Source organism: Blastomonas sp. CCH9-A1 (assembly GCF_001557175.1).
Classification (GTDB): domain Bacteria; phylum Pseudomonadota; class Alphaproteobacteria; order Sphingomonadales; family Sphingomonadaceae; genus Blastomonas; species Blastomonas delafieldii_A.
In genome coordinates this window covers 16,034-36,632 of the sequence record NZ_LSHM01000015.1, presented here as the reverse complement: position 1 = coordinate 36,632, position 20,599 = coordinate 16,034, and the positions used below count along the sequence as shown (strand labels likewise).

At 59.0% G+C, this 20,599-nt stretch carries 12 protein-coding genes and 4 pseudogenes; 15 read left to right on the top strand and 1 reads right to left on the bottom strand.

Translation table 11 applies throughout. The features are described 5' to 3' along the window. The 8 genes and pseudogenes from AX725_RS05710 to AX725_RS05675 form a co-directional block, all read left to right on the top strand. Positions 1-465 (top strand): annotated as a pseudogene (locus tag AX725_RS05710) (DUF2384 domain-containing protein); the annotation flags it as partial. 70 nt (positions 466-535) lie between these two features. Next, a pseudogene (locus AX725_RS05705) lies at positions 536-733 on the top strand (Tn3 family transposase); the annotation flags it as partial. 175 nt (positions 734-908) lie between these two features. Beyond that, positions 909-1,244 carry a transposase gene (locus tag AX725_RS05700; protein WP_082737541.1) on the top strand — a complete coding sequence of 112 codons (336 nt, stop codon included), beginning with the start codon at positions 909-911 and terminating at the stop codon, positions 1,242-1,244. Beyond that, positions 1,241-1,588, top strand: a complete 348-nt coding sequence (gene tnpB, locus AX725_RS05695; protein ID WP_066115255.1) for an IS66 family insertion sequence element accessory protein TnpB — start codon at positions 1,241-1,243, stop codon at positions 1,586-1,588. Before AX725_RS05700 ends, tnpB begins: the two co-directional genes overlap by 4 nt. Before the next feature lie 90 nt (positions 1,589-1,678). Continuing rightward, positions 1,679-3,260: pseudogene (gene tnpC, locus AX725_RS05690) on the top strand (IS66 family transposase); the annotation flags it as partial. Between the two features lie 130 nt (positions 3,261-3,390). After that, entirely contained in the window at positions 3,391-3,972 is a 582-nt protein-coding gene (locus AX725_RS21220) for an IS4/Tn5 family transposase DNA-binding protein (RefSeq protein WP_202184372.1), read from the top strand. 6 nt (positions 3,973-3,978) lie between these two features. Further along, positions 3,979-4,596 carry a transposase gene (locus AX725_RS21215; RefSeq protein ID WP_202184371.1) on the top strand — a complete coding sequence of 206 codons (618 nt, stop codon included), beginning with the start codon at positions 3,979-3,981 and terminating at the stop codon, positions 4,594-4,596. 240 nt (positions 4,597-4,836) lie between these two features. Beyond that, positions 4,837-5,172: pseudogene (locus AX725_RS05675) on the top strand (transposase); the annotation flags it as partial. A gap of 100 nt (positions 5,173-5,272) precedes the next feature. Here AX725_RS05675 and AX725_RS05670 read toward each other — a convergent pair. Then, complete coding sequence (locus AX725_RS05670; protein WP_156442107.1) at positions 5,273-8,209, bottom strand: TonB-dependent receptor; 2,937 nt, start codon at positions 8,207-8,209, stop codon at positions 5,273-5,275. Between the two features lie 894 nt (positions 8,210-9,103). On the opposite strand from AX725_RS05670, the gene AX725_RS05665 reads away from it, so the two are divergent. The 7 genes from AX725_RS05665 (at position 9,104) to AX725_RS05640 (ending at position 20,599) form a co-directional block, all read left to right on the top strand. Beyond that, positions 9,104-9,727, top strand: coding sequence for a TetR/AcrR family transcriptional regulator (locus AX725_RS05665; protein ID WP_231733277.1), 624 nt, complete (start codon positions 9,104-9,106; stop codon positions 9,725-9,727). A 377-nt stretch (positions 9,728-10,104) separates the two neighbouring features. Further along, positions 10,105-11,421, top strand: coding sequence for an Ivy family c-type lysozyme inhibitor (locus AX725_RS05660; RefSeq protein WP_202184370.1), 1,317 nt, complete (start codon positions 10,105-10,107; stop codon positions 11,419-11,421). 388 nt (positions 11,422-11,809) lie between these two features. After that, on the top strand, positions 11,810-14,140 hold the full coding sequence (locus AX725_RS05655; protein WP_231733276.1) for a TonB-dependent receptor: 2,331 nt from the start codon (positions 11,810-11,812) through the stop codon (positions 14,138-14,140). Between the two features lie 645 nt (positions 14,141-14,785). Then, positions 14,786-15,160, top strand: a complete 375-nt coding sequence (locus tag AX725_RS21465; RefSeq protein ID WP_231733275.1) for a biotin/lipoyl-binding protein — start codon at positions 14,786-14,788, stop codon at positions 15,158-15,160. Next, a complete protein-coding gene (locus tag AX725_RS05650) occupies positions 15,132-15,950 on the top strand; it encodes an efflux RND transporter periplasmic adaptor subunit (protein WP_231733274.1) in 819 nt (272 codons plus the stop codon). Before AX725_RS21465 ends, AX725_RS05650 begins: the two co-directional genes overlap by 29 nt. Before the next feature lie 3 nt (positions 15,951-15,953). Further along, positions 15,954-19,190, top strand: coding sequence for a multidrug efflux RND transporter permease subunit (locus AX725_RS05645; RefSeq protein ID WP_066115236.1), 3,237 nt, complete (start codon positions 15,954-15,956; stop codon positions 19,188-19,190). Next, the gene (locus AX725_RS05640) at positions 19,187-20,599 is read left to right on the top strand and encodes an efflux transporter outer membrane subunit (RefSeq protein ID WP_082737537.1); all 1,413 of its coding nucleotides are present in this window, start codon (positions 19,187-19,189) and stop codon (positions 20,597-20,599) included. The genes AX725_RS05645 and AX725_RS05640 overlap by 4 nt, the downstream gene beginning before the upstream one ends.

Here is a 20,599-nt window from a genome sequence, read left to right as displayed (position 1 = left end):
GGCACACCCGTCTTCGCCAATGTCGAGTTGGCGGGACGCAAACTGATCGTTGAGGTCAATAGTGCCGCCCGTGCGGAGAAAGCGATTGCGCAAATGGGCGAATGGCTTGGTGATTGCGTGAGCACACCTATGACCGAAATCCGGACTCTGGCCCAGTTCATGGCTGATGACGCCGCCCGCGCTCCGCAGGAAGAGCCGCTCGATATCCCGCCGGACGAAATGGAGCGCATCGTTCATGATATGCTGACACGCGAATATACCAAAACGCTTGATGAAGCGGTGCCTGCCCTTGGCAACAAGACGCCGCGCGCTCTGGCCCGCACGAAGGCTGGCCGGGCGAAAGTGGCCGACTGGCTCAAATATATAGAGAATGGCGCAGCAAAATCCGGGGTCGGCGAGCCAATGGCTACCTATGATTTTACGTGGATGTGGCAAGAGCTGGGCATCATCGGCCTCCGCAGGTGATGCCCTTGCACGCCGTTCCGGTATTGTTCGTCCTTAGCGTTGCTTGGCGTACCTCCCACGCTATGCCCTCTACCTGCAAGCCGCCCGGATGCATCTCGCCAACCTCGGCCGGCCGGTCCCGCCGGACCTGCTGCAACACCTATCACCGCTCGGTTGGCAGCATATCAATCTCACCGGCGATTACCTCTGGACCGATCCCGATGCGCCATCCACCGCGCTCAGACCGCTTCGCCAGATGCGCGCCGTCGAAGGCACGGCAAAACCTTAGCGTATATCTGGGTCCGTTCTGTGTACCGACCCCACTCTGGTGGCGGGCATGCGCATGACTGGCATGATCGCGCCGATGGTGCTCGACGGCCCGATCAACGGTAACCCTGTGGTGAGGGCCGCCTTGTGCTGATTTGGCGGCGTACCGAGAAGGCACCGGTGTTAGAGACGGTGCCATGCGTCAGGTGACGGTAATTTCGGGCGTTCAGCGTCGGCGGCACTGGTCAGATGAGCAGAAGCATGCGCTGGTGGCGGCGATTTCAGCACCGGGCGCCAACGTCGCTAGGGTTGCCCGTCTGGCTGATATTCGGCCTCGTCAGATCTATCGCTGGCGGCGGCAGCTCGAGCGGGCTGGCCACGGCTTTGCGCAGGTCCAGGTGCAGCCTGATCCTGCGCCTGTTGCTGTTGCGGGGACTGCGATCATCGTGGAGTTTGAGCGTGCGATCGTGCGGATCCCGGCAGGCGTATCTCCAGGTCTGGCTGCGGCGGTCCTGCGATCGGTGAAGCCGTGATCCCAGTTCCTTCCGGTGTCCGGATCTGGATTGCGACAGGACATACCGATATGCGGCGCGGCATGCGCAGCCTTGCCTTGCAGGTTCAGCAGAGCTTCGGGCGTGATCCGTTTGTCGGCGATCTTTATATTTTCCGCGGACGGCGCGGCGACCTGTGCAAAGTGATCTGGCACGATGGCGTGGGCATGTCGCTTTATGCCAAGCGGCTCGAACGAGGCCGGTTCATCTGGCCATCGGCAACCGACGGCGTCTGTGCGATTTCTGCATCGCAACTTGCCTGCATGCTCGAGGGCATCGACTGGCGTAATCCGCAGGCAACATGGCGCCCGACCGTCGCCGGATAAGTGGCTGTCGATGGCCTAAAAAGCTAGGGATCCCGGGGGTTTTATGCTATGGCTTTGGCCATGGCGGATGCAAGCCTTGCAGAGATCTAGAGCCTTCGCGAGCAGCTTGTCGCCGCCCGCGAAGTCGCCGCAGAAGTGGCCCGCATCAAGGCGATCAACGCTGATCTGGAAGCTCGCAATGCCCTTCTCGAGCTGCAGAACGAGAAGATGCGCCGCGCCCTTTACGGACAACGCTCGGAACGCTCCCGCCAGCTGATCGACCAGATGGAGCTGGCCTTCGAGGAGTGCGAGGCCGCAGCCAGCGAGGGCGAGGTCTTTGCAGCCCTGGCCGCCGCCTCAGCCAACGTCGCACCGTTCGAACGCAAGCGGCCCGCACGCAAGCCATTGCCCGATCATCTGCCTCGCGAACGCGTCATCATATCTGCGCCAGAGTCCTGTCCCTGCTGTGGTTCCGATCGCCTGTGCAAGCTGGGTGAGGATATCACCGAGACGCTCGAGGTCATTCCCCGCCAGTGGAAGGTGGTCCAGACCGTCAGAGAGAAGTTCTCGTGCCGGGATTGCGAGAAGATCACTCAGCCACCGGCACCTTTCCATGTCACGCCGCGCGGACTGTTCGGCCCCGGTTTCCTGGCGATGCTGCTGTTCGAGAAGTTCGGCGCGCACCAACCGCTCAACCGCCAGCGTGATCGCTATGCCCGCGAAGGTGTCGAGCTCAGCCTCTCGACTCTTGCCGATCAGGTTGGAGCCTGCACCGCGGCGCTGATGCCGCTCTACCGCCTCATCGAAGCGCATGTCCTGGCCGCCGAGCGACTGCATGGCGATGACACGACAGTCCCGGTTCTGGCGAAGACGAAGACCGATACAGGCCGGATCTGGACCTATGTCCGTGACGATCAGCCTTTTGGCGGTCCAGCTCCACATGCGGCGATCTTCCATTATTCCCGCGACAGGCGCGGCGAACATCCCGTCAGCCATCTGCACAGCTGGACAGGTATTCTCCAGGCCGACGCCTATGCCGGATACAATGCGCTTTTCCGCGCCGATCGGATCCCGGCACCGCTGACACGCGCGCTGTGCTGGAGCCATGCGCGGCGCTATTTCTTCGAGCTCGCTGATCTCGACACGCAGCTCAAGAAGCGCCGCAAGAAGGCACCCGTCATCTCGCCAATCGCCGTCGAGGCCGTCGGCAGGATCGATGCGATCTTTGATATCGAGCGCGCGATCAATGGTCGATCGGTCGCCGAGCGGCTCGCCACCCGGCAGGAACACAGCGCACCCCTCGTTGCCGATCTCGAAGCATGGCTCCGCGACAACCGGTCGAAGCTCTCAAAGAGCAGCCCCGTCGCCGATCGACTACATGCTCAAGGCATGGCCTGCCTTCACCGCCTTCCTCGACGATGGCCGCATCTGCTTGTCCAACAACGCTGCAGAACGGGCGCTCAGGGGGATCGCCTTGGGCAGAAAATCATGGCTGTTTGCCGGCTCTGATCGCGGCGGCCAGCGCACTGCGTTCATGCTCAGTCTGATCGCCACCGCAAAGCTCAACGATGTCGATCCCCAAGCCTGGCTCGCCGATGTGCTCGGCCGCATCGCCGATATCCCACAGAGCCAGCTCGCCGACCTGCTCCCCTGGAACTGGCGACCCGCTCAGGTCCAGCGTCAGGCTGCCTGAACCGCGGTACTCACCGTCTTTCAATTATCCACAAGTGGTCGCACGCGTGATTCCCGTGAGTGCATTACGGTTGAAGCCACTGACTCGGCTGTGATTCCTGCTCAGGCACGGAACTTGCGGGGTGCGTGCCATGACGAACGACCGAGATGAAGGCGAGACCTGGATTGACGGAGAAATAGACAACACCGGGTTCGGCGATACTCGGCTTGGTGATCGGCTGCGCAAACTGATGTGCTGCCTGGATAGCGCAACAGGTCAGCCGCTGCCATTGGCGTGCGAAGACTGGGCGAACACAAAAGCGGCAAACCGCTTTTTGTCGAACAGCTCGGTCACCGAAGAGCACATTCTGGCTGGACATTTCCAGGCGACGGCGCGTCGTGCAGCCAGCTGTGATGGCACCCTGCTGGTGCTGCAGGACACCACAGAATTCGTCTACCAGCGATCAGCGCCAGACAGCATCGGCTACACCAAGAAGGTGAACAGCGGGCGCGACAAGGAAGGCCGCTGGCGCCAGCACAAGGTTTGCGGCGTGATGATGCATGCCAGTCTTGCCGTCACGCTTGAAGGGCTCCCTCTCGGCTTGACGGCCGCCCGCTTCTGGAGCCGTGCACAATTCAAGGGGCTGTTGGCGCTCAAACGCAAGGTCAACCAGACCCGGGTGCCGATCGAGACAAAAGAGAGCATCCGCTGGCTCGATAATATGCTCGGCTAAACGGCATTGCTCGGAGGGGACCCCGCCCGCATCGTTCACGTCGGCGATCGCGAGAACGACATCTATGAATTCTACTCCGCGACGCAGGAGCTCGGGACCCACTTTGTCGTCCGCACCTGCGTTGATCGTCTGGCCGGCGACGGCAAGCACACCGTGTCGGCCGAGATGGCCGAGGTCGCTGTTGAGAGACATCACCAGTTCGAGATAGCCGACGGTAGCCGAGTGAAACTGGCCCAAAAATACAAGCGCATCGACGTTCTTCCGCCCATTGGCAAAGCGCGGCGCTACCGACCACTGAACTTGACCGTGATCCACGCCATAGAGGTCGACCCTCTTGAGGGGCGCAAACCGATCGACTGGAAGCTGCTCACTGATCGACCTGTCGGAACCGCCAGCGAGGCGATCGAGAAAATGGCCTGGTACGCGATGAGATGGAAGATCGAGCCATTCTTCCCGATCCTCAAGTCCGGCTTCAATGCCGAGAAACTGAAGCTGCGTGCGGCCGAGAGAATGGTCAATTTGATCGCCATACTCTGCATTCTGGGCTCGCGGATCTTCTGGTTTACAACGTTGAACAGAGCGCGCCCCAATGATAATCCCGGGTCCGCACTGGCCGCCACCTAGACCGTGATCATCGATCGAATTGCTGCCCGCGCCGGGAGAATGACTGCAAACGTGCCGCCGATTTCATCGTACCTGACCGAGATCGCGCGCCTGGGCGGCTATCTCGGTCGACGACACGACCCTCCGCCCGGCAGCATGATCATGTGGCGAGGTTGGACTCGGCTCATGGACATCCGACTTGGCGTCGAGCTCGCCGCCCAACCACTTGTGGGTAATTGAAAGACTCACCGTAGGCTTACGATCAACGGGGACTGGTTCGAGGCCTATGTGACCAAGGTGCTGGTGCCGGAGCTGCGGCCCGGCGACGTTGTGATCATGGAAAACCTGTCCAGCCATAAGCGCGCTTCGGTCCGTGACCGGATCGAGGCGGCGGGCGCAACGTTGCACTTCCTGCCGCCCTACAGCCCCGACTTCAATCCTATCGAAAAGGTCTTCTCCCGCCTCAAGGCCATGCTCCGCAAGATCGGTGAGCGAACAGTCGGCAGCCTGTGGGATCTCATCGGGAGGCTCGTCGACATCTTCAAGCCCGCAGAATGCGCCAACTACTTCAGCTCCTGCGGGTATGACCCGGAATGATCGAAAACCGCTCTAAGCTATCCTTTGAGCTACGCTAGCCTTGGCACCCACTTCCTAGGAAAGCGCATAGCATGCGTACGCGCAGCAACGATGTCCTACCTCAGAAATTGGCTCCGATCGCTATTCCATAACGACGAGGATCAAGAGTGTATATGTTGGTGAAGTTTCCAGATGAAGCATCAGTGACGTAAAGACCCGTAACTGAGTTGCTATCAAATATATTTTGAACAAAGCCTCTTACAAACCATCTTTCGTCAGCGCTATTTAGCTGCAAAATGGCATTAGCTTGAACAAATGAGTCTATTCGGTTGATCCTGCCGTTGAAAATATTACCATATTGTTTACCGGTGAAAGCAAGATCGAACCTCGGCACAAGTGTCATACCGTTCTCGAATTCTGCAGTGTACTGCGCTCCCACTGCGACCTTTACATTTGGCGCCTGAGGCAAGGTATTGCCTTTTATGTTTACCTCAACTCCGGGGCTTAGCACCTGAATGCCGCTGTTGTCGGGGACGGCATTGGCCAGAGCCGAGCAAATTCCAAAAGCGCCGCTCGAAGCAATATTTCCGTCCGTCGGAAACTCTTCTGGAGGACGTAGCCCAAGGGCTCCGTTAACAGCGGTAACGAACCTATCTGCCACGCCAGGGCCTGGTCCGGTGACAGCGCAATGCGCACCGTTACTGATATCCTTGATGATTACTGCATCGGGATCGCCCCCGCCTGGATCGCGAGGATTAGAGAAGAATTGATCACCTGCAACCTTGGCGTTGAGATAGCTGAAGGTGATGTTCAACAAGACATTCCTAACTGGCCGAATGACGGACTCAAGCTCAACGCCCCAGATATCTGCGTCAATCTGGTCGTTCACAGAAGTTCTCGCAACAATCCTGCTTAATTGAAGGCCGCTATACTTATAATAAAACGCAGTGGCATTCAGCTGTAGCGCGCCATTGGCAAAGGTATTTTTTGATCCGATTTCAAACGCATCAATCGATTCCGAACCGAAGCTTTCAGTAATCGAAAAGATCGGAGAAAGCGGCGGGTTGATGCCACCAGACTTGTATCCTCTTGAATAAGAGGCATAAACCGAATTTTCCGACGTGATCGCAAAGTCGAGGACAGCGCGACCGGTAATCTCGTTGAAGCTGACATCGCGAAACTGCGTCAACTGCTCTCCCAGCAGACCCGGATCTGCGTCAAAGAGGCCTGACGGCCCGACAAGAGGCGTGATGGGAGTATCGAACGGGTCACCGTCGTTCGCGTAAGGATTGAAGAAGCTGAGCAAAGTTGTGCGCGCCGTCACATCCTTCGTGTCATCATTGTATCGGAGGCCGCCAGTAAACGTCAGGCGATCAGTAAGGTCGAGATACACTTCACCGAAGATACCATAGCTTTCGAGATTCGCTTCAATTGAATTATTGTTGAACATCGATGTGGCGAAGTATGAAGGAGGCAAGCCTCCGGAAAAAGATCCAAAGGATCCTAAAATTGAACTGGCGTAATCAAGAGCAAACGAATTGACGTAGTAGCTGTTGTCGGTCGTCTTGGACCGAGCATAGATTCCGCCCAGTAGAAAGTTAAACGCCCCATCGAAGTCGCTCGCTAGGAGGATTTCGCCACTCCATGATTTGCGCCGTTCCGTAGAGCGGTCGAAGGACAGTGGCGAGTCCGCGCACCGCGAATTTCCCTCAAACGCGCCCCTGTTTCCGTCGTCATTATCTGAAGTGCACAGTACACCCTGCGGCCCGCTTGGGAAGAGAGCCGTGGCGATGGGAGAAAAATAGGCAGCTGAGCCCGGCACAAAGGCTGGGCCTGGGGGAGCCAGACCGGTCGGCAGACCGTTGGCCCCAAAAAAAGCAAGGGTGTTTAGTGCCGGTGCAAATCCTGATCGATTTTGGATCCCAAGAAAATAATCCTGGCGGGAATCGACCTGGGTGTCCTGGTAGAGACCAGTAGCAGTCAGCCTCAGATCTCCAATATTCTGTTCAAGCCGTGCCTGTACCTGCAATTCATCAGCAAAGTAGAAGGGCCTGTATGCGGTATTAACCAATCTAACGTCGTCGGGTTCATCAAAGCTTGCAAACGCATCGGGACCATAAAGGCTGCCAAGCCCAAGCACAGAAGGGATGCCCTGGATAGCGAAAAACTCGGATGAACTGAGCGTAGCGCCGACGGTTGAGTTTGCGTTTGTGCTATCAAAATCGCGTCGATTGTTCAGGCACCCCAAGACCCCGAGTGGGTCGCGCTGACACGCCTGCTTTTGGTTCCTGAGACGACTATCCTTCTCGCGGAAGTAATACCCCATAAGATCGATTGTAGTGTCGGGGCCGGGCTCAAAACGCAGCGAACCGCGCACGGAATACATGTCGCGATCATCGATATTCGATCCGTCAAACAGATTGGTAGTGAAGCCATCGCGATTTACATAGATCCCGGCCAACCGAACTCCAATTGTATCTCCGATGGGCACGTTGATCATGCCCCGCGCTTCGACACTGTTGAAGTTTCCGTATTCAAACTGGCCGCTTGCACCGAATCCTGAGAGGTCAGGTTTTGCAGTCACCACGTTTACAACCCCGGAGGTTGCGTTTCTGCCAAACAGCGTTCCCTGAGGTCCGCGCAAAACTTCTATGCGTTCGAGGTCGAAATATTCCGTTTCGAACAGTCGCGTTCCAAATAAGGGAGAGCCATTGACGTGGATCGCGGTCGCGGCGTCACAGGTGACCCCTACGCACAAATCACCGATACCTCTGATAGTGAACGAAGCTGAAGTAAAATTGCCTTTCGAGAAGGAGACGTTGGGCAAGGTAAGTTGAAGATCAGCAGCATTTTCAATTTGCTGGCTGTCGAGTGCCTTGGCATCGAATGCGCTGACGGCAATCGGAACATCCTGAAGGCTCTGTGATTGACGCTGTGCGGTTACAACAATGACATTCCCGAGATCAATCTGGTCATCAGGTGCGCTGTCCTGTGCGTTCGATATCTGCGGCATTGCCGCCAACGCCGCACCTGCCAGCCAATAAGCTTTGCTCTTCATCATCATCTCCCCCTGGAAATTCTGTTTTTTTAGGGTGGGTATGCCACCTCTGATATCAGCTCCACACTAGGGGCAGCCCCAAGGACTGCCCCTAGTGTGGAGAGAGGCAACACGAACACACTTCTGCATCACCTCTGAGGCAAATGTCGCACCATTTGTCGGAATGGTAAAGGGTCTTATCAATTTATCTTGCGCAGTCACTTTTCGGTCGGGTTTCACCCACTCCAACTCGCGCCTCACCACAAATCTGCGACAAGGTCAGACATGCTTGGAAGCCTTGTGATCGCCGAAATATCGTGCCGGCCAATCATGCCATTTGGGGCATTTTGCTTTTCGGCAGAACCAGTTTCGGGCAAGCGGGTTTCCTAGACGCATTCCCATCGCGCCCTTCATCTTGTCATTGTTAATGTTAAAGGCCGCGGGCAGGCCGCGATGGGTAAGCGGGGGGCAGCATGCCCAAGACAGACCGCAAGGGCTGTGGATCCCTCCCGGCAGAAAGCGTCAGCACCCCCTTCCTTGCTGGATCTATCGATGAAACGGGACCATAAATTGCTGTCGGATCGACCTTTGCAGCGAGCAATATGTGCAAAGCTTTCGAAGGGAGCTGGCAGGACGGCGAAGCTCCGAACCTTGCGCTCGTACGCCATGCCCCCTTCATCTTTCGCCGGTATCCCCTCACCGGGCTCAGCCTGTGACGCGATGTCGCCACGCTATTCCCGGCTCTTGACCAGGCTCACTTGGACAGGTCTTGTTAACGAAGTTCGCTTTGTCCACATATCTGGGGACGAGAAGAGCGACTGTTTAGGTTTGTACCCGTCCGCCTCATCGCGAAAGGCGTTCAACCGGAACGGAGCCCTGATTGTCGTACCATTGCCAAGCCTACTGGAATGTAGAATGTCGCGTAACATGATAGGCTCGACTACCTTTTGCCGTTTAAGCCATCGCCGCCAAGCGCTGATCGTCGCCGCGCGTGAGCTTTTCATTAGCCAAGGTTTCGAGCGAACGACGCTGAATGATATCGTTCAGCGTGCGGGAGGTTCGCTTGCGACAATCTACAAGCTGTTCGGCAACAAGGACGGATTGCTTGAAGCTGTGGTCCTTGAAAGCGCCGCTTCGGGGGAGGCTCTCATTCGCCACGGCAAAGAAAATAAGAGCTCGCCCCAACAAACTTTGCACAACCTGGCTCAAGCCCTTCAGGTGCACTTTCTTGATCCAGACCTGGTGGCCCTCGTTCGAATTGTGATGGCGCGAAGCATCAGTGATCCACAATTTTCCCGTCGATTTTTCGCGCGCACGGCAACGAAAACCCGCAATGCTCTCGAGTCATTATTTGAACAATGGCAGAGGGAGGAGATCGCAATGGAAGAAAGCCCACAGTTCTTGGCGGAAATGTTCATGGGACTTTTTGTGGGCGATCTTCACACACAGGCGATAAGTCACGGGACCGGATTGGATCAATCCCCTGAGCGTTTGCGTAAACGCGTTGACTTCTTCATCAAGGCTGCAGGATTAGTATAGAGGTACATTTCGGAGGGCAGCTTTGGGTCGACCGAGTGTTTTTTGACGCAACGCTGGACATCACGCTTTTAATCGGTGGGCGGTCAGCAAACATGCGCACGTACACGTCGCACGCGGGGCAGTGCCGGGAGCTTTTGTGGAATGATGCAATCGTCGGCCCAGTACTCTTATGAGCCAATATTCCGATGTCGCCGGGGCTGGGTCCCGTATGCGTATGGTCATAGTTCCTATCTTAAGGCCGTCAAGCAGCGCCAAGATTCCCTTCAAAGACGAGTGAGCTGCCGTCTTGTAGCAGGTGGCAAAACACATTATTAAATTAGGTATCGCCGCCGATTACGGCATCAAACCTCCTTGCTGCGATTTGCGAGAAGATAGATATGCCTTTTGTAACCACAATCAAAAGCTACCTCTTGGGAATCGCTTTCTTGGCCGGTGGCTTTGGTCCGCTTTTTGTCTCAACAGCTCAGGCGCTTCCGCTATCCAGCCTCAAGGGTCAGGGGCTCGAGAATATCTTCGGCAGTTATGGCCCGGACGGCGACTGCTCGAAGGAACCCCGCGTCATCATCGATGAAAACGGCATTACGTTTCGCGCCAATGGCCGCGCTGCAAGGCAGCAACGTGTCGAGTATGCCATCAGCTTCATGGGGCCGAATTATGACGGAATCACCGCGGTTTTCTTTCCCTTCCCCATAAGCAAGGACGATTTCGGCCGGGTGATCATGTTCGTCAATGACAATGAGAAGCCCGGCGTCATCCGCTTTGAGTCCGACCTTCCGCGCGGAGAGCGCGCGAACCCCTTCCATGCGACATTTACGGGCGCCGGTCTCTTGAGCCTCTGCAAGCGCAGCGTTCCTATGGGCACGTCATCGCCGCCGCAGCCTGAGGCGACCACTGCCGCGAATGGAATTCCGGCAGACTGGGACAACCTTGCAAGTCTCGTCGGTAAATATCCGGGAAACTTCGCGAAGGACAACATAGACATGTTTGAGAAGGGCGCTGTGGCAGACGCTCTCAAGGTTCGGTTGGGAACGAAATTCGCTGTGCTGCGGACTAACTTGTCCGTCGTCTCGCCCCTTCAGCGCGCCGGACGATATTTTTATCTGTCCGGCAACGCTCCTCACCAAGGCGGTGTCGAACAGGCCTACATCATGCTCGACCCTGCACGCCGTGACGTGCAGGTAGGACTTTGGGAGCGGGGCAAGCTTACTGTCTATCCTCCAGGCAACGGAGCGCGGCTTGAGGTGGCGCCGGACATCAAAAGGATGTTGGACGATAGTCCGCCGGAAACGGCGGTGCCGCTACCTGGCACCCCTTGGGAAGTGGTGCCGGTGCAGGGCCGCGCTCCCATCGCCTATGTCAGCGCTGCCGCATCGCCCAATATTGAAGCACTCAGTCTCTATTGCGAGCGCGGCAAGCCCTTCATGGCAATTCTGCTTAACAAGCCCGCGACTGGAAGCACTATGTCGGTGGCTTGGAATTTCTCCGGGCGCCTCGTCAACATTCCCGTTCAGCGCGTCAACGCAACCGGCACGCAGTGGATCGGCGGTTTGTCGGGCACGGAGCTCGTCAGCCTTTTGATGCAGCAGCGCGGGACAGTTATGCTTCGCATCAACGGACGCCCAGAAGGTGAAGCATCGCTCGACAATTCTGCAACAGTTTTACGGCGCACGATGCAAGAATGCATGGCGCTATGAATCTGATCTTGCACACTGAGGCTCTTTAAGAGCGTAATATTCTTTTCAAGGCAGATTTATAATTGAAGGCCGGTTAGGCATTCAATCCTGCGCCTCAGCTGTCGTGAAGCTACGGAGCTCAAGGCCCGTTTCAAAACATAGGCTGCTGTTTCAATCCGACAAGCAAGCTGTGACATTGCCTTTGACGGCAGAAATAATCTTTTCCCCTTTCGTCTTCTGTGCGGTGGCGGATGCAGCGAGAGAAGGCAGCCTTCAACAAGGGAGTGTGGCTGAAAAACACCATCGCAGGGCCGACATGCCGACCGGAGTGGGCATGGAGAGAAAGATAGGTTGCAAAATGGAGACTCTTTATCCACTCTTTAAGGCTGAAAAATGGGAGAGATAAAACATGACCGGAACTGGGATGCCCACCAAGCTGGGGATGGCCAAACTCGCACTGCTGCTCGGCACCGCAGTTTTGGCGCCGTTCGCAGCATCGGCGCAGGATGCCGAAGAGCCTGTACAGGAAGAACGCGCCAGCACGCTGGACAGCATCAACGAAATCCTCGTCACCGGCACCAAGACGCGTGACCCGGAAAACGTGCAGGATATTCCGATCGCGGTGACCGCGTTCAATTCTGACACGCTGGAAGCTTACAAGATCCGCACAATCTCGGGCCTGTCGTTTCAGGCACCGACCGTAAGCCTGGACGATGTTGGCACCACGCGGGGCACGGCGAATTTCAGCATTCGCGGACTTGGTATCAACTCGTCGATCCCCTCGATCGACCCGACTGTCGGCGTGTTCGTTGACGGCGTCTATCTCGGCATCAACGGCGGCGTGGTGTTCGATCTGTTCGACCTCGACAGCGTTGAAATCCTGCGCGGCCCGCAGGGCGTATTGTTCGGCCGCAACGTGACCGGCGGCGCGGTGGTGATCAACACCGGCAACCCGACCGAAGATTTCCGCGGCAAGTTCCGCGCGTCAGTTGATGGCCCAGCGCTCGATGGCGGCCGGGGCGGCCCCAACTACACGGCGAGCGGCGTGATCAGCGGCCCGATCGTTGAAGACGTGCTGCTGTTCAAGGTCGGCGCCTATTACAACAAGGACGAAGGTTACTTCACCAACCTGTTCGATGGTTCGAACCATGGTGCGGCGGAAACCAAGATTCTGCGCGGCGCGCTTGAGGCCCGCCTGGGCGGCCTGACCCTGCTCGGCAAGCTCGATTACTTCGAAAGCGATGGCGATGGCCCTTCAAGTCAGAACCGGGCCCTGTTTGACCGCAATAGTTTCGATTTCTCGATTGATGAGCCGGGCGCCTATTCCAACGAAATCTGGACCGGATCGCTCACCGCGACGATGGATATCGGCCCCGGTACGCTGACCAACGTGTTCGGTTACCGCAAGTATGATTCTACGACCCTTGGCGATATTGACGCGACCCCTCTTTTCCTCTTCCACTCCGAAACCGAAACAGCACAAGAGCAGTTCTCGAACGAGCTGCGCTATGCGATGAAATTCGACAACCTCGATCTGACGATCGGAGGGTTCTACTTCAATCAGGATCTCGCCTATACTGAAACCCGAGCGCTGCGCCGTGACCTGCCGCCAGCTTTTCAACCGCCGGTGTTCTTTGGCGGTGGGGCTCAGGACCATGAGGTTATCGGCGTGTTCGCCAATGCCCAGTATCAGCTGACCGATGCCTTGTCGGTGATCGCCGGGATACGCTGGAACCAGGAAACCAAGGATGCAGGCGTGACCTACATCCTGCCTCGCGCGCCCTGTTCGTTCGTTCAGGGCACCTGCCCGACCGGCACGGAGCCGTTTGACCCCGCCACTGAAAGGGACGGCTTCACCGACCGCATTCGTTTCCGCAACGTCTCTCCCAAGGTCGGCCTGCAGTACGAATTCGCCGACAGTCAGATCTACGGACACTGGAGCCGCGGCTTCCGTTCGGGCGGCTACAACTTCCGTATTACCAGCGTGGAAGTGTTCAATCGGGCTTTTGACCAGACTGGCTTACTCGGTTTCGATGAGGAAAAGGTCGACAACTACGAGATCGGCGGCAAGTTCCAGACGGCCGATCGTTCGTTCACGCTCAATGCCGCGGCCTATGTCACCAAGGTCAGCAACATGCAGCGCGAAGTGAACCTGGCCGATCCGGGTGCAGGAATCGTGCAGAACATTCTCAATACCGCCGACGCGACGATCATGGGCTTTGAAGCCGAAGCGCGCATGCGCGTCTCGGATTCGCTGGCCTTTACCGCCAATATCGGGATCATCGATGCCGAATATGACGAAGTGCTGTTCGATATTTCGGGTGACGGTTTCATCAACGATACCGATCTGGCGCTGAGCCTGCCGCGCGTTCCCCCGATCACGGTCGGCCTTGGCGCGATCCACGAATGGGATCTCGGCAACAGCTCGATCCTGACGCGGATCAACTACCAGTACCGTGACGAGGCAGCCTATACCGATGACAACCTCGGCTGGCTGAACTCGCTGGACAACCTTGAAGCCAACATCACTTGGGAAACCCCGGTCGAAGGCCTCTCGTTGTCGATCTATGGTCGCAACCTGCTCGATCAGGTGCAGGAAGGCGGCGATACGCAGGTTCCATTCGGCGGCCCGAACTCGACCGGCGTGCGCCAGCCGTTCGGCCCCAACCCGACCGCCGGCACCTTCACGCCACTGATGCGCGGCCGGAACATCGGTATCGAAGCGCTGTTCGAGTTCTGATGTTTGTGAGGCGATTGCCCCTCCGGGTGATCGTCCTTGCGCTGCGAACGAAACATTAAAAATAGATAAGGGCGCTCCGGTGAGGGGGCGCCCTTTTTCGTGGCGCTTTCTTGTCCGCTTGACGCTCGCCTGCTTGCGGCTGAGTTATTCACAGACGCAGAACTGCGCGGAGCAGACCCGCATTTCGGCGCACCGAGTATGATGGCCGTCTCGTAATTCTTGCTCACTCACATGCTGTTCCCCATGAGACAGTTGATGGTAGCCAGTTTCGCCAACATAGCGAAGAGCAGTGCAGCTTCTGTTTCGGCGCGGAGAGGTGCTCCTATAGCTTGCACGCAGCCGAAGGGTCGACGCTCACGCGCAAGCTAGCACGGCCTTTTCAGCTCCGTTTCTCCCGTCTCGCCTTCTCACATAATAGAGCGCAGCCGCCACGCGGGTGAGAAATCCAGCCCGCCTAGCTTAACTTTCCGATCACGGAGTATGGCTGAGGATCAATTTTCAGGGGCGTCCATCACAAGTGTTTTCGCGTAACTGTGAGCGCAGTTGCACCATCGCCAATCGATTATTGGGACCCTGTTGACATTCATGTAATGGACATTACACCTTCGCATCTGCAACAAAATACCAGATGAAAGACCTCTCCCGATGAATCGCATTTGCACCGGCCTTGCCGCCTGCTTCCTGATCGCTGCGTGTTCAGGCGAGCAGGCTCCCCCAGAGCCTCAGCCGATTCCGGTGCAGACTGTAACCATTGCCAGTCAGGCGATCCCCAATGTGATTGAACTGCCCGGGCGGGTGGAACCGGTGCGTCAGGCCGAAGTGCGCGCCCGGGTGACCGGTATCGTGGTGAAACGGCTCTATACAGAGGGCACCAACGTCGCCGAAGGCCAGCCGCTGTTCCGGATCGATCCGCGCGAATTGCGTGCAAGCTACGCGCAGACGCAGGCCGCACTTGATCGCGCGCGCGACGCAAAGCAATGCTCGCGCGGTCGTGGAACGTTACAAGCCGCTGGTTGCTGAGAACGCGATCAGTAGCCAGGAATATGACGCCGCGCTGGCAACCGCGCGCGAGGCCGAAGCCAATGTCGCGCAGATCCGCGCCCAGCTGGAGGCCGCGTCGCTCCAGCTCAACTACACGACGGTGCGCGCGCCGATTGCCGGCCGGGCCGGCCGGGCGGAAATTACCGAGGGCGCGCTGGTGAGCCAGACCGAAGGCACGCTGATGACGCGGATCGAGCAGACCGCGCCGGTCTATGTCAATTTCGCCCAAGCCGCGAGCGAGGTTCTGACGATCCGCCGTGCCATCAGCGCGGGCCAGATCGTGCTCGATGCCAATGGCAGGGTCGAGGTCCGCCTCACCTTCACCGATGGCAGCGAATATCCCATCCCCGGCTACATCAACTTCCTCGCCCTTTCGGTCGACGAAGAAACGGGGACCGTGGACCTTCGCGCCGAATTTCCCAATCCTTCGGGGGTACTGCTCCCCGGCGAATTCGTTCGGGCCAAGCTGTTCGTGGGCGAATTGAAGCAGGGCATCACCGTACCGCAGCGTGCCGTGACACTGTCCGAACAGGGCGGTTCGGTATTCGTGATCGACGCCAAGGGACTGGTCGCACCGCGCCCGGTGAAGCTCGGCGCGCTGGTTGATGGCAACTGGATCGTGGAAAGCGGGCTGAAGGCAGGCGACGTGGTCATCGTCAGCAACCTCCAGAAGCTGCGGCCTGGTGTGCCGGTAAAGGCGGTCAAGGGCCCTGCTGCGGCAAGGCAACCTGCCGCAGCGAAGCCCGCACCAGTCACCGGAGCACTTTGATCCATGGCGCGCTTTTTCATCGATCGCCCCATCTTCGCCTGGGTGGTGGCGCTCGGCATTCTGCTGGCCGGTATCATTGCCCTCCGGGCCCTGCCGATCGAGCAATATCCCGAGGTCGCCCCGCCATCGCTTACGATCAGCGTGGTCTATCCCGGTGCCGATGCGCAGACGCTGGAACAGAACGTCACGCAAGTGATCGAACAGCAGCTCAACGGGGTCGAGGGCTTCCTCTACATGGCCTCGTCCAGTGCATCGAACGGCACGGCGAGCATAACGCTGACCTTCGAGGCCGGGACTGATATCGACATTGCGCAGACCGAGGTGCAGAACCGCCTCAGCACGGTCGAAGCGCGCCTGCCCGAAGAGGTGCGCCAGCAGGGCATCACAGTACGGCAGGCCAATGCCGGCTTCCTGTTGATCGTCGCGCTGACGTCGAAAACCGGCGATCTGAATAGCACGGATCTGGGCAATATTGCCTCCAGTCAGGTAATTGATGAACTGAGGCGGGTTCCGGGGGTTGGCGATATCACACTGTTCGGCTCGGCTTACGCTATGCGGATCTGGCTAGATCCCGAAGCGCTGGCCTCCTACAATCTGTCGCCAAGCGCAGTGCTGAACGCGATCCGCGAACAGAATACCCAGATTGCCGGTGGCTCAATCGGGGCAAAGCCGCTCGCTGCCGGCCAGCAAATCACGGCCACGATTACCAGTGAGGGGCGCTTCAGCACTGTCGAGGAGTTCGAGAATATCATCCTGCGGGCCAATACGGGCGCAGCCGTGGTGCGCTTGGGTGAGGTTGCCCGGATTGAAATCGGCGCGCAAAGCTACGCCACATCTACCACGCTCAACGAGACGCCGATGGCAGGCATGGCTGTGCAGCTTGGCACCGGCGCCAACGCGCTCGCTGCGGCCGAAGGTGTGAAATCGCGGATAGCAGAACTGGAGGCCGGTCTGCCGAGCGGCGTCACATGGTCAATCCCCTATGACACCACCCCCTTCGTCCAAGCGTCGGTCGACGAGGTCATCAAGACACTCGTCGAAGCAATGGTCCTGGTGTTTCTGGTCATGTACCTGTTCCTCCAGAACTGGCGCGCAACGCTGATCCCCACGCTGGTGGTGCCGATTGCATTGGCGGGGGCATGTCTGGGGCTGTGGCTGTTCGGCTTTTCGATCAACGTCCTCTCGCTGTTCGGCATGGTCCTCGCGATCGGCATTCTGGTCGACGATGCGATCGTCGTGATCGAGAATGTCGAGCGGATCATGCGCGAGGAAGGCCTCCCTCCGCTCGAGGCGACCCGCAAGGCGATGGACCAGATCACCACCGCGATCATCGGCATCACGCTGGTGCTGATTGCGGTGTTTGTGCCGATGGCGTTCTTCCCCGGATCGACCGGCGGCATCTACCGCCAGTTTTCGGTGACGCTGGCGATTGCGATCTTCTTCTCGGCGCTTCTGGCGCTGTCGCTCACCCCGGCGCTGTGCGCGACCTTCCTTAAGCCGATTGCGGGCGGCCATGGCCATGCAGAGAACGCCCCGGAGGCCGAGCCTGATGCTCCGCCACAGCGGGGCTGGCGTGGATGGGGCTCGCGGGGGCGGGCGCTGACCGGGCGGTTTCTGGGCAAGTTCAACATCTGGTTTGGCCAGATGGAAGGCAAGTACGACAACGCCAACACGCGTATCCTGTCACGCCCCAAACGCGCAGGTGCGGTGTTCCTCGCGCTGGTTGCTGTCACCGTGCTCCTGTTCGTCCGCCTGCCCACCGCCTTTCTGCCGACAGAGGATCAGGGCTTCCTAATCACAGCGGTGCAAGCCCCTCCCGGCGCGACCGAAGAACGGATGGACGAGGCGCTGAAACCCGTCACCGATTTCTGGCTGGCGCAGGAAGAAGTCCGCAGCCTTGTGGTTGTGCGCGGCTTCAGCTTTTTTGGTCAGGGCCAGAACAATGCGCTCATGTTCGCCTCGCTCAAGCCGTGGGGGGAACGGACAGCGGCTGAAAGCAGCGCCGGGTCGCTGCTGCAAAAGGCGATGGGAACCTTTATGCAGAATGACGGCGCGACCGCCTTCGTCATCCAACCGCCCGCGATCCAGTCCCTGGGTCAGGCGAGCGGATTTACGTTGAAGTTGCAGGATCGCGGCGGCTTGGGTCGCGAAGCTCTGATCGCGGCGCGCGATCAGTTGCTGGGGGCGGCATCGCAAAACCCCGTGATCGCCAACCTCAGACCCGAAGATCAGGGGCCGAGCCCCGAAGTTGACGTCAAGATCGACCGGGTGCAGGCCCGCTCGCTCGGTCTCTCGATGACGGATGTGAACGCGGCGCTGTCGATCACCTTCGGTTCGGCCTATGCCAATGATTTCAACCGCGAAGGCCGGGTGCTCCAAGTGCTGGTGCAGGCCGACGCGCCGTTCCGGATGACGCCGGATGACGTGCTGGCGTTGCGGATTCCCAACACGGCAGGCGAGCTGGTGCCCTTCGGCGCCTTCGCCTCGGCCGAATGGGGCGCCGCGCCCGCCAGCCTTGCGCGCTACAACGGTTATCCGGCGATGACGCTGTCGGGGATGGCAGCGCCGGGGGAATCCTCGGGCGCTGCGCTGGCCGAGATGGAGCGGCTCGCCGGAGAGCTCCCGCAAGGCATCGGTTTTGAATGGACCGGTGTGTCTTACGAGGAAAAGCAGGCGGGCGGTCAAATTGGCCTGCTGCTAGCCCTGTCGGTGGTGGTCGTTTTCCTCGTGCTGGCAGCGCTCTACGAAAGCTGGACGATCCCGCTGGCCGTACTGCTGATCGTGCCGATGGGCGTGCTGGGCGCGGTCTTGTTTTCGATGCTCCGCGGGCTTTCGGCGGATGTCTATTTCAACGTCGGCCTGATCACCATCATCGGTCTGGCTGCCAAGAATGCGATCCTGATCGTGGAATTCGCCATCGAGGAGGAAGAGCGCGGCGAATCTCCGCTGGATGCGGTCAGGTCGGCCGCCCGGCTGCGGCTTCGGCCAATCATCATGACCTCGCTTGCCTTTGCAATGGGGATGGTGCCGCTGGTGCTGGCCAGCGGCGCGGGTGCCGCCAGTCGCATTGCCGTGGGCACGGGCGTTCTGGGCGGCATGATCGCGGCGACCGTTCTGGGCATCTTCCTGATCCCGCTGCTTTATTTGATGGTCCGCCGTATCGGGCGCAGGGAAGACGAAAAGCCTGCCGAACCTGTTCCGCCCTATGGCCCAGTCCGCAATGGGGAGCTCGCGCAATGAACCGCCTGATCCCCCTCGCGCTGGCCTCGACCCTGCTTGCAGGCTGCGTTAATCTCGCACCGGATGATACGCGTCCTGCGCTAGCAACCGCGCCGGCTTTCGATCCCGCCTATCGACCCGACGGCACCCTCGTCGCTTCGCAACTCTCCTATCGCGAGTGGTATCGTGATCCGCGCCTGCAAAGCCTGATTGCCACCGCGCTGGCGAACAACCGCGATCTGATGGTCGCCACGGCGCGCATTGAGCAGGCGCGTGCGCAGTTCCGTATCGAAGACAGCCGACGTCTGCCCAATCTCGTTGCCACGGCCAGCGGTACGCGGACGCGGCAAGCCACGGCCGGAAACCCTGTCTTCGGTGCCGGTGGCGGTAATCTACCCACCTCCTTCACGTTCAACCGCTACGACATTGGCGTCGGTGTCAGCGCGTTCGAGCTCGACTTCTGGGGCCGCGTCAGAAACCTGAGCGATGCGGCGCGCGCGAGCTATCTTGCAACGGTGGCCAACCAGCGAGCGTTCTACCTTTCGCTGATCGCTGACACGGCCACGACCTATTTCGAGATCATCGAAACCGAGGAACAGATCGTTCTGGCCGAAGCGACCGCCGCTAGCCGACGGGAAGGGCTGAAGATCGCCAAGCTGCGGCTTGATGCCGGCGTTACGTCTGCGTTGCCTTATCGCCAGGCGGAAACCCTGCTGACGCAGGCCGAACAGCAGATATCAAGCGAGCGGTTGGCGCTGGCGCAGTTGCGCAATCAGCTTGCCGTTCTGGTTGGCGGTGTCGCGCCCGACGCCCTGCCGCAGGGGCTCTCACTGGCCGCGCAGGCAGACGAACGGCGGCTTGCGGCCGGGTTGCCATCAGAGTTGCTGCTCGCCCGGCCCGATATCATCGCGGCGGAGGAACAACTCCGGGCGGCGCGGGCCAATATCGGGGCCGCACGCGCCGCGTTCTTCCCTTCCATTTCGCTCACCGGCAACGCGGGCCTTACTTCCGCCAGCCTCGGCAATCTGTTCGATGGGGATGGGCTGGGCTGGAGTTTCGGCCCGTCAATTTCGCTGCCAATCTTCGATTTCGGCGTGCGCGAAGCCAATCTCGATCTGGCCAAGGCGCTGGAGGTCGAACAGGTCGCGACCTATGATCGCACCGTCCAGCAGGCGTTCCGTGAAGTCTCCGATGCGCTGGCCGGACGTGAATATCTCGCCGAACAGATTGCCACGCTGGAACGGGCGCGCGATGCGCAGGTTGAAATCGCACGGATCGCGCGGGCGCGCTATCGCGAAGGCGTGGCCGACTACCTCGAAGTCCTTGATGCCGAGCGAAATCTTTTCAGCGCGGAACAGCAGTTGCTCGCAACGCGGCGTGCCTGGCTACAGAACCGCGCAACCTTGTTCGTTTCGCTTGGCGGAGGCTAG

Bases quoted from the DNA above. Each gene is read 5' to 3' on its own strand.
- AX725_RS05700 (WP_082737541.1), top strand. From the start codon at position 909: ATGCGTCAGGTGACGGTAATTTCGGGCGTTCAGCGTCGGCGGCACTGG.
- AX725_RS21220 (WP_202184372.1), top strand. From the start codon at position 3,391: ATGACGAACGACCGAGATGAAGGCGAGACCTGGATTGACGGAGAAATA.
- AX725_RS05670 (WP_156442107.1), bottom strand. From the start codon at position 8,209: ATGAAGAGCAAAGCTTATTGGCTGGCAGGTGCGGCGTTGGCGGCAATG.
- AX725_RS05665 (WP_231733277.1), top strand. From the start codon at position 9,104: ATGTCGCGTAACATGATAGGCTCGACTACCTTTTGCCGTTTAAGCCAT.
- AX725_RS05660 (WP_202184370.1), top strand. From the start codon at position 10,105: ATGCCTTTTGTAACCACAATCAAAAGCTACCTCTTGGGAATCGCTTTC.
- AX725_RS05655 (WP_231733276.1), top strand. From the start codon at position 11,810: ATGACCGGAACTGGGATGCCCACCAAGCTGGGGATGGCCAAACTCGCA.
- AX725_RS21465 (WP_231733275.1), top strand. From the start codon at position 14,786: ATGAATCGCATTTGCACCGGCCTTGCCGCCTGCTTCCTGATCGCTGCG.
- AX725_RS05645 (WP_066115236.1), top strand. From the start codon at position 15,954: ATGGCGCGCTTTTTCATCGATCGCCCCATCTTCGCCTGGGTGGTGGCG.
- AX725_RS05640 (WP_082737537.1), top strand. From the start codon at position 19,187: ATGAACCGCCTGATCCCCCTCGCGCTGGCCTCGACCCTGCTTGCAGGC.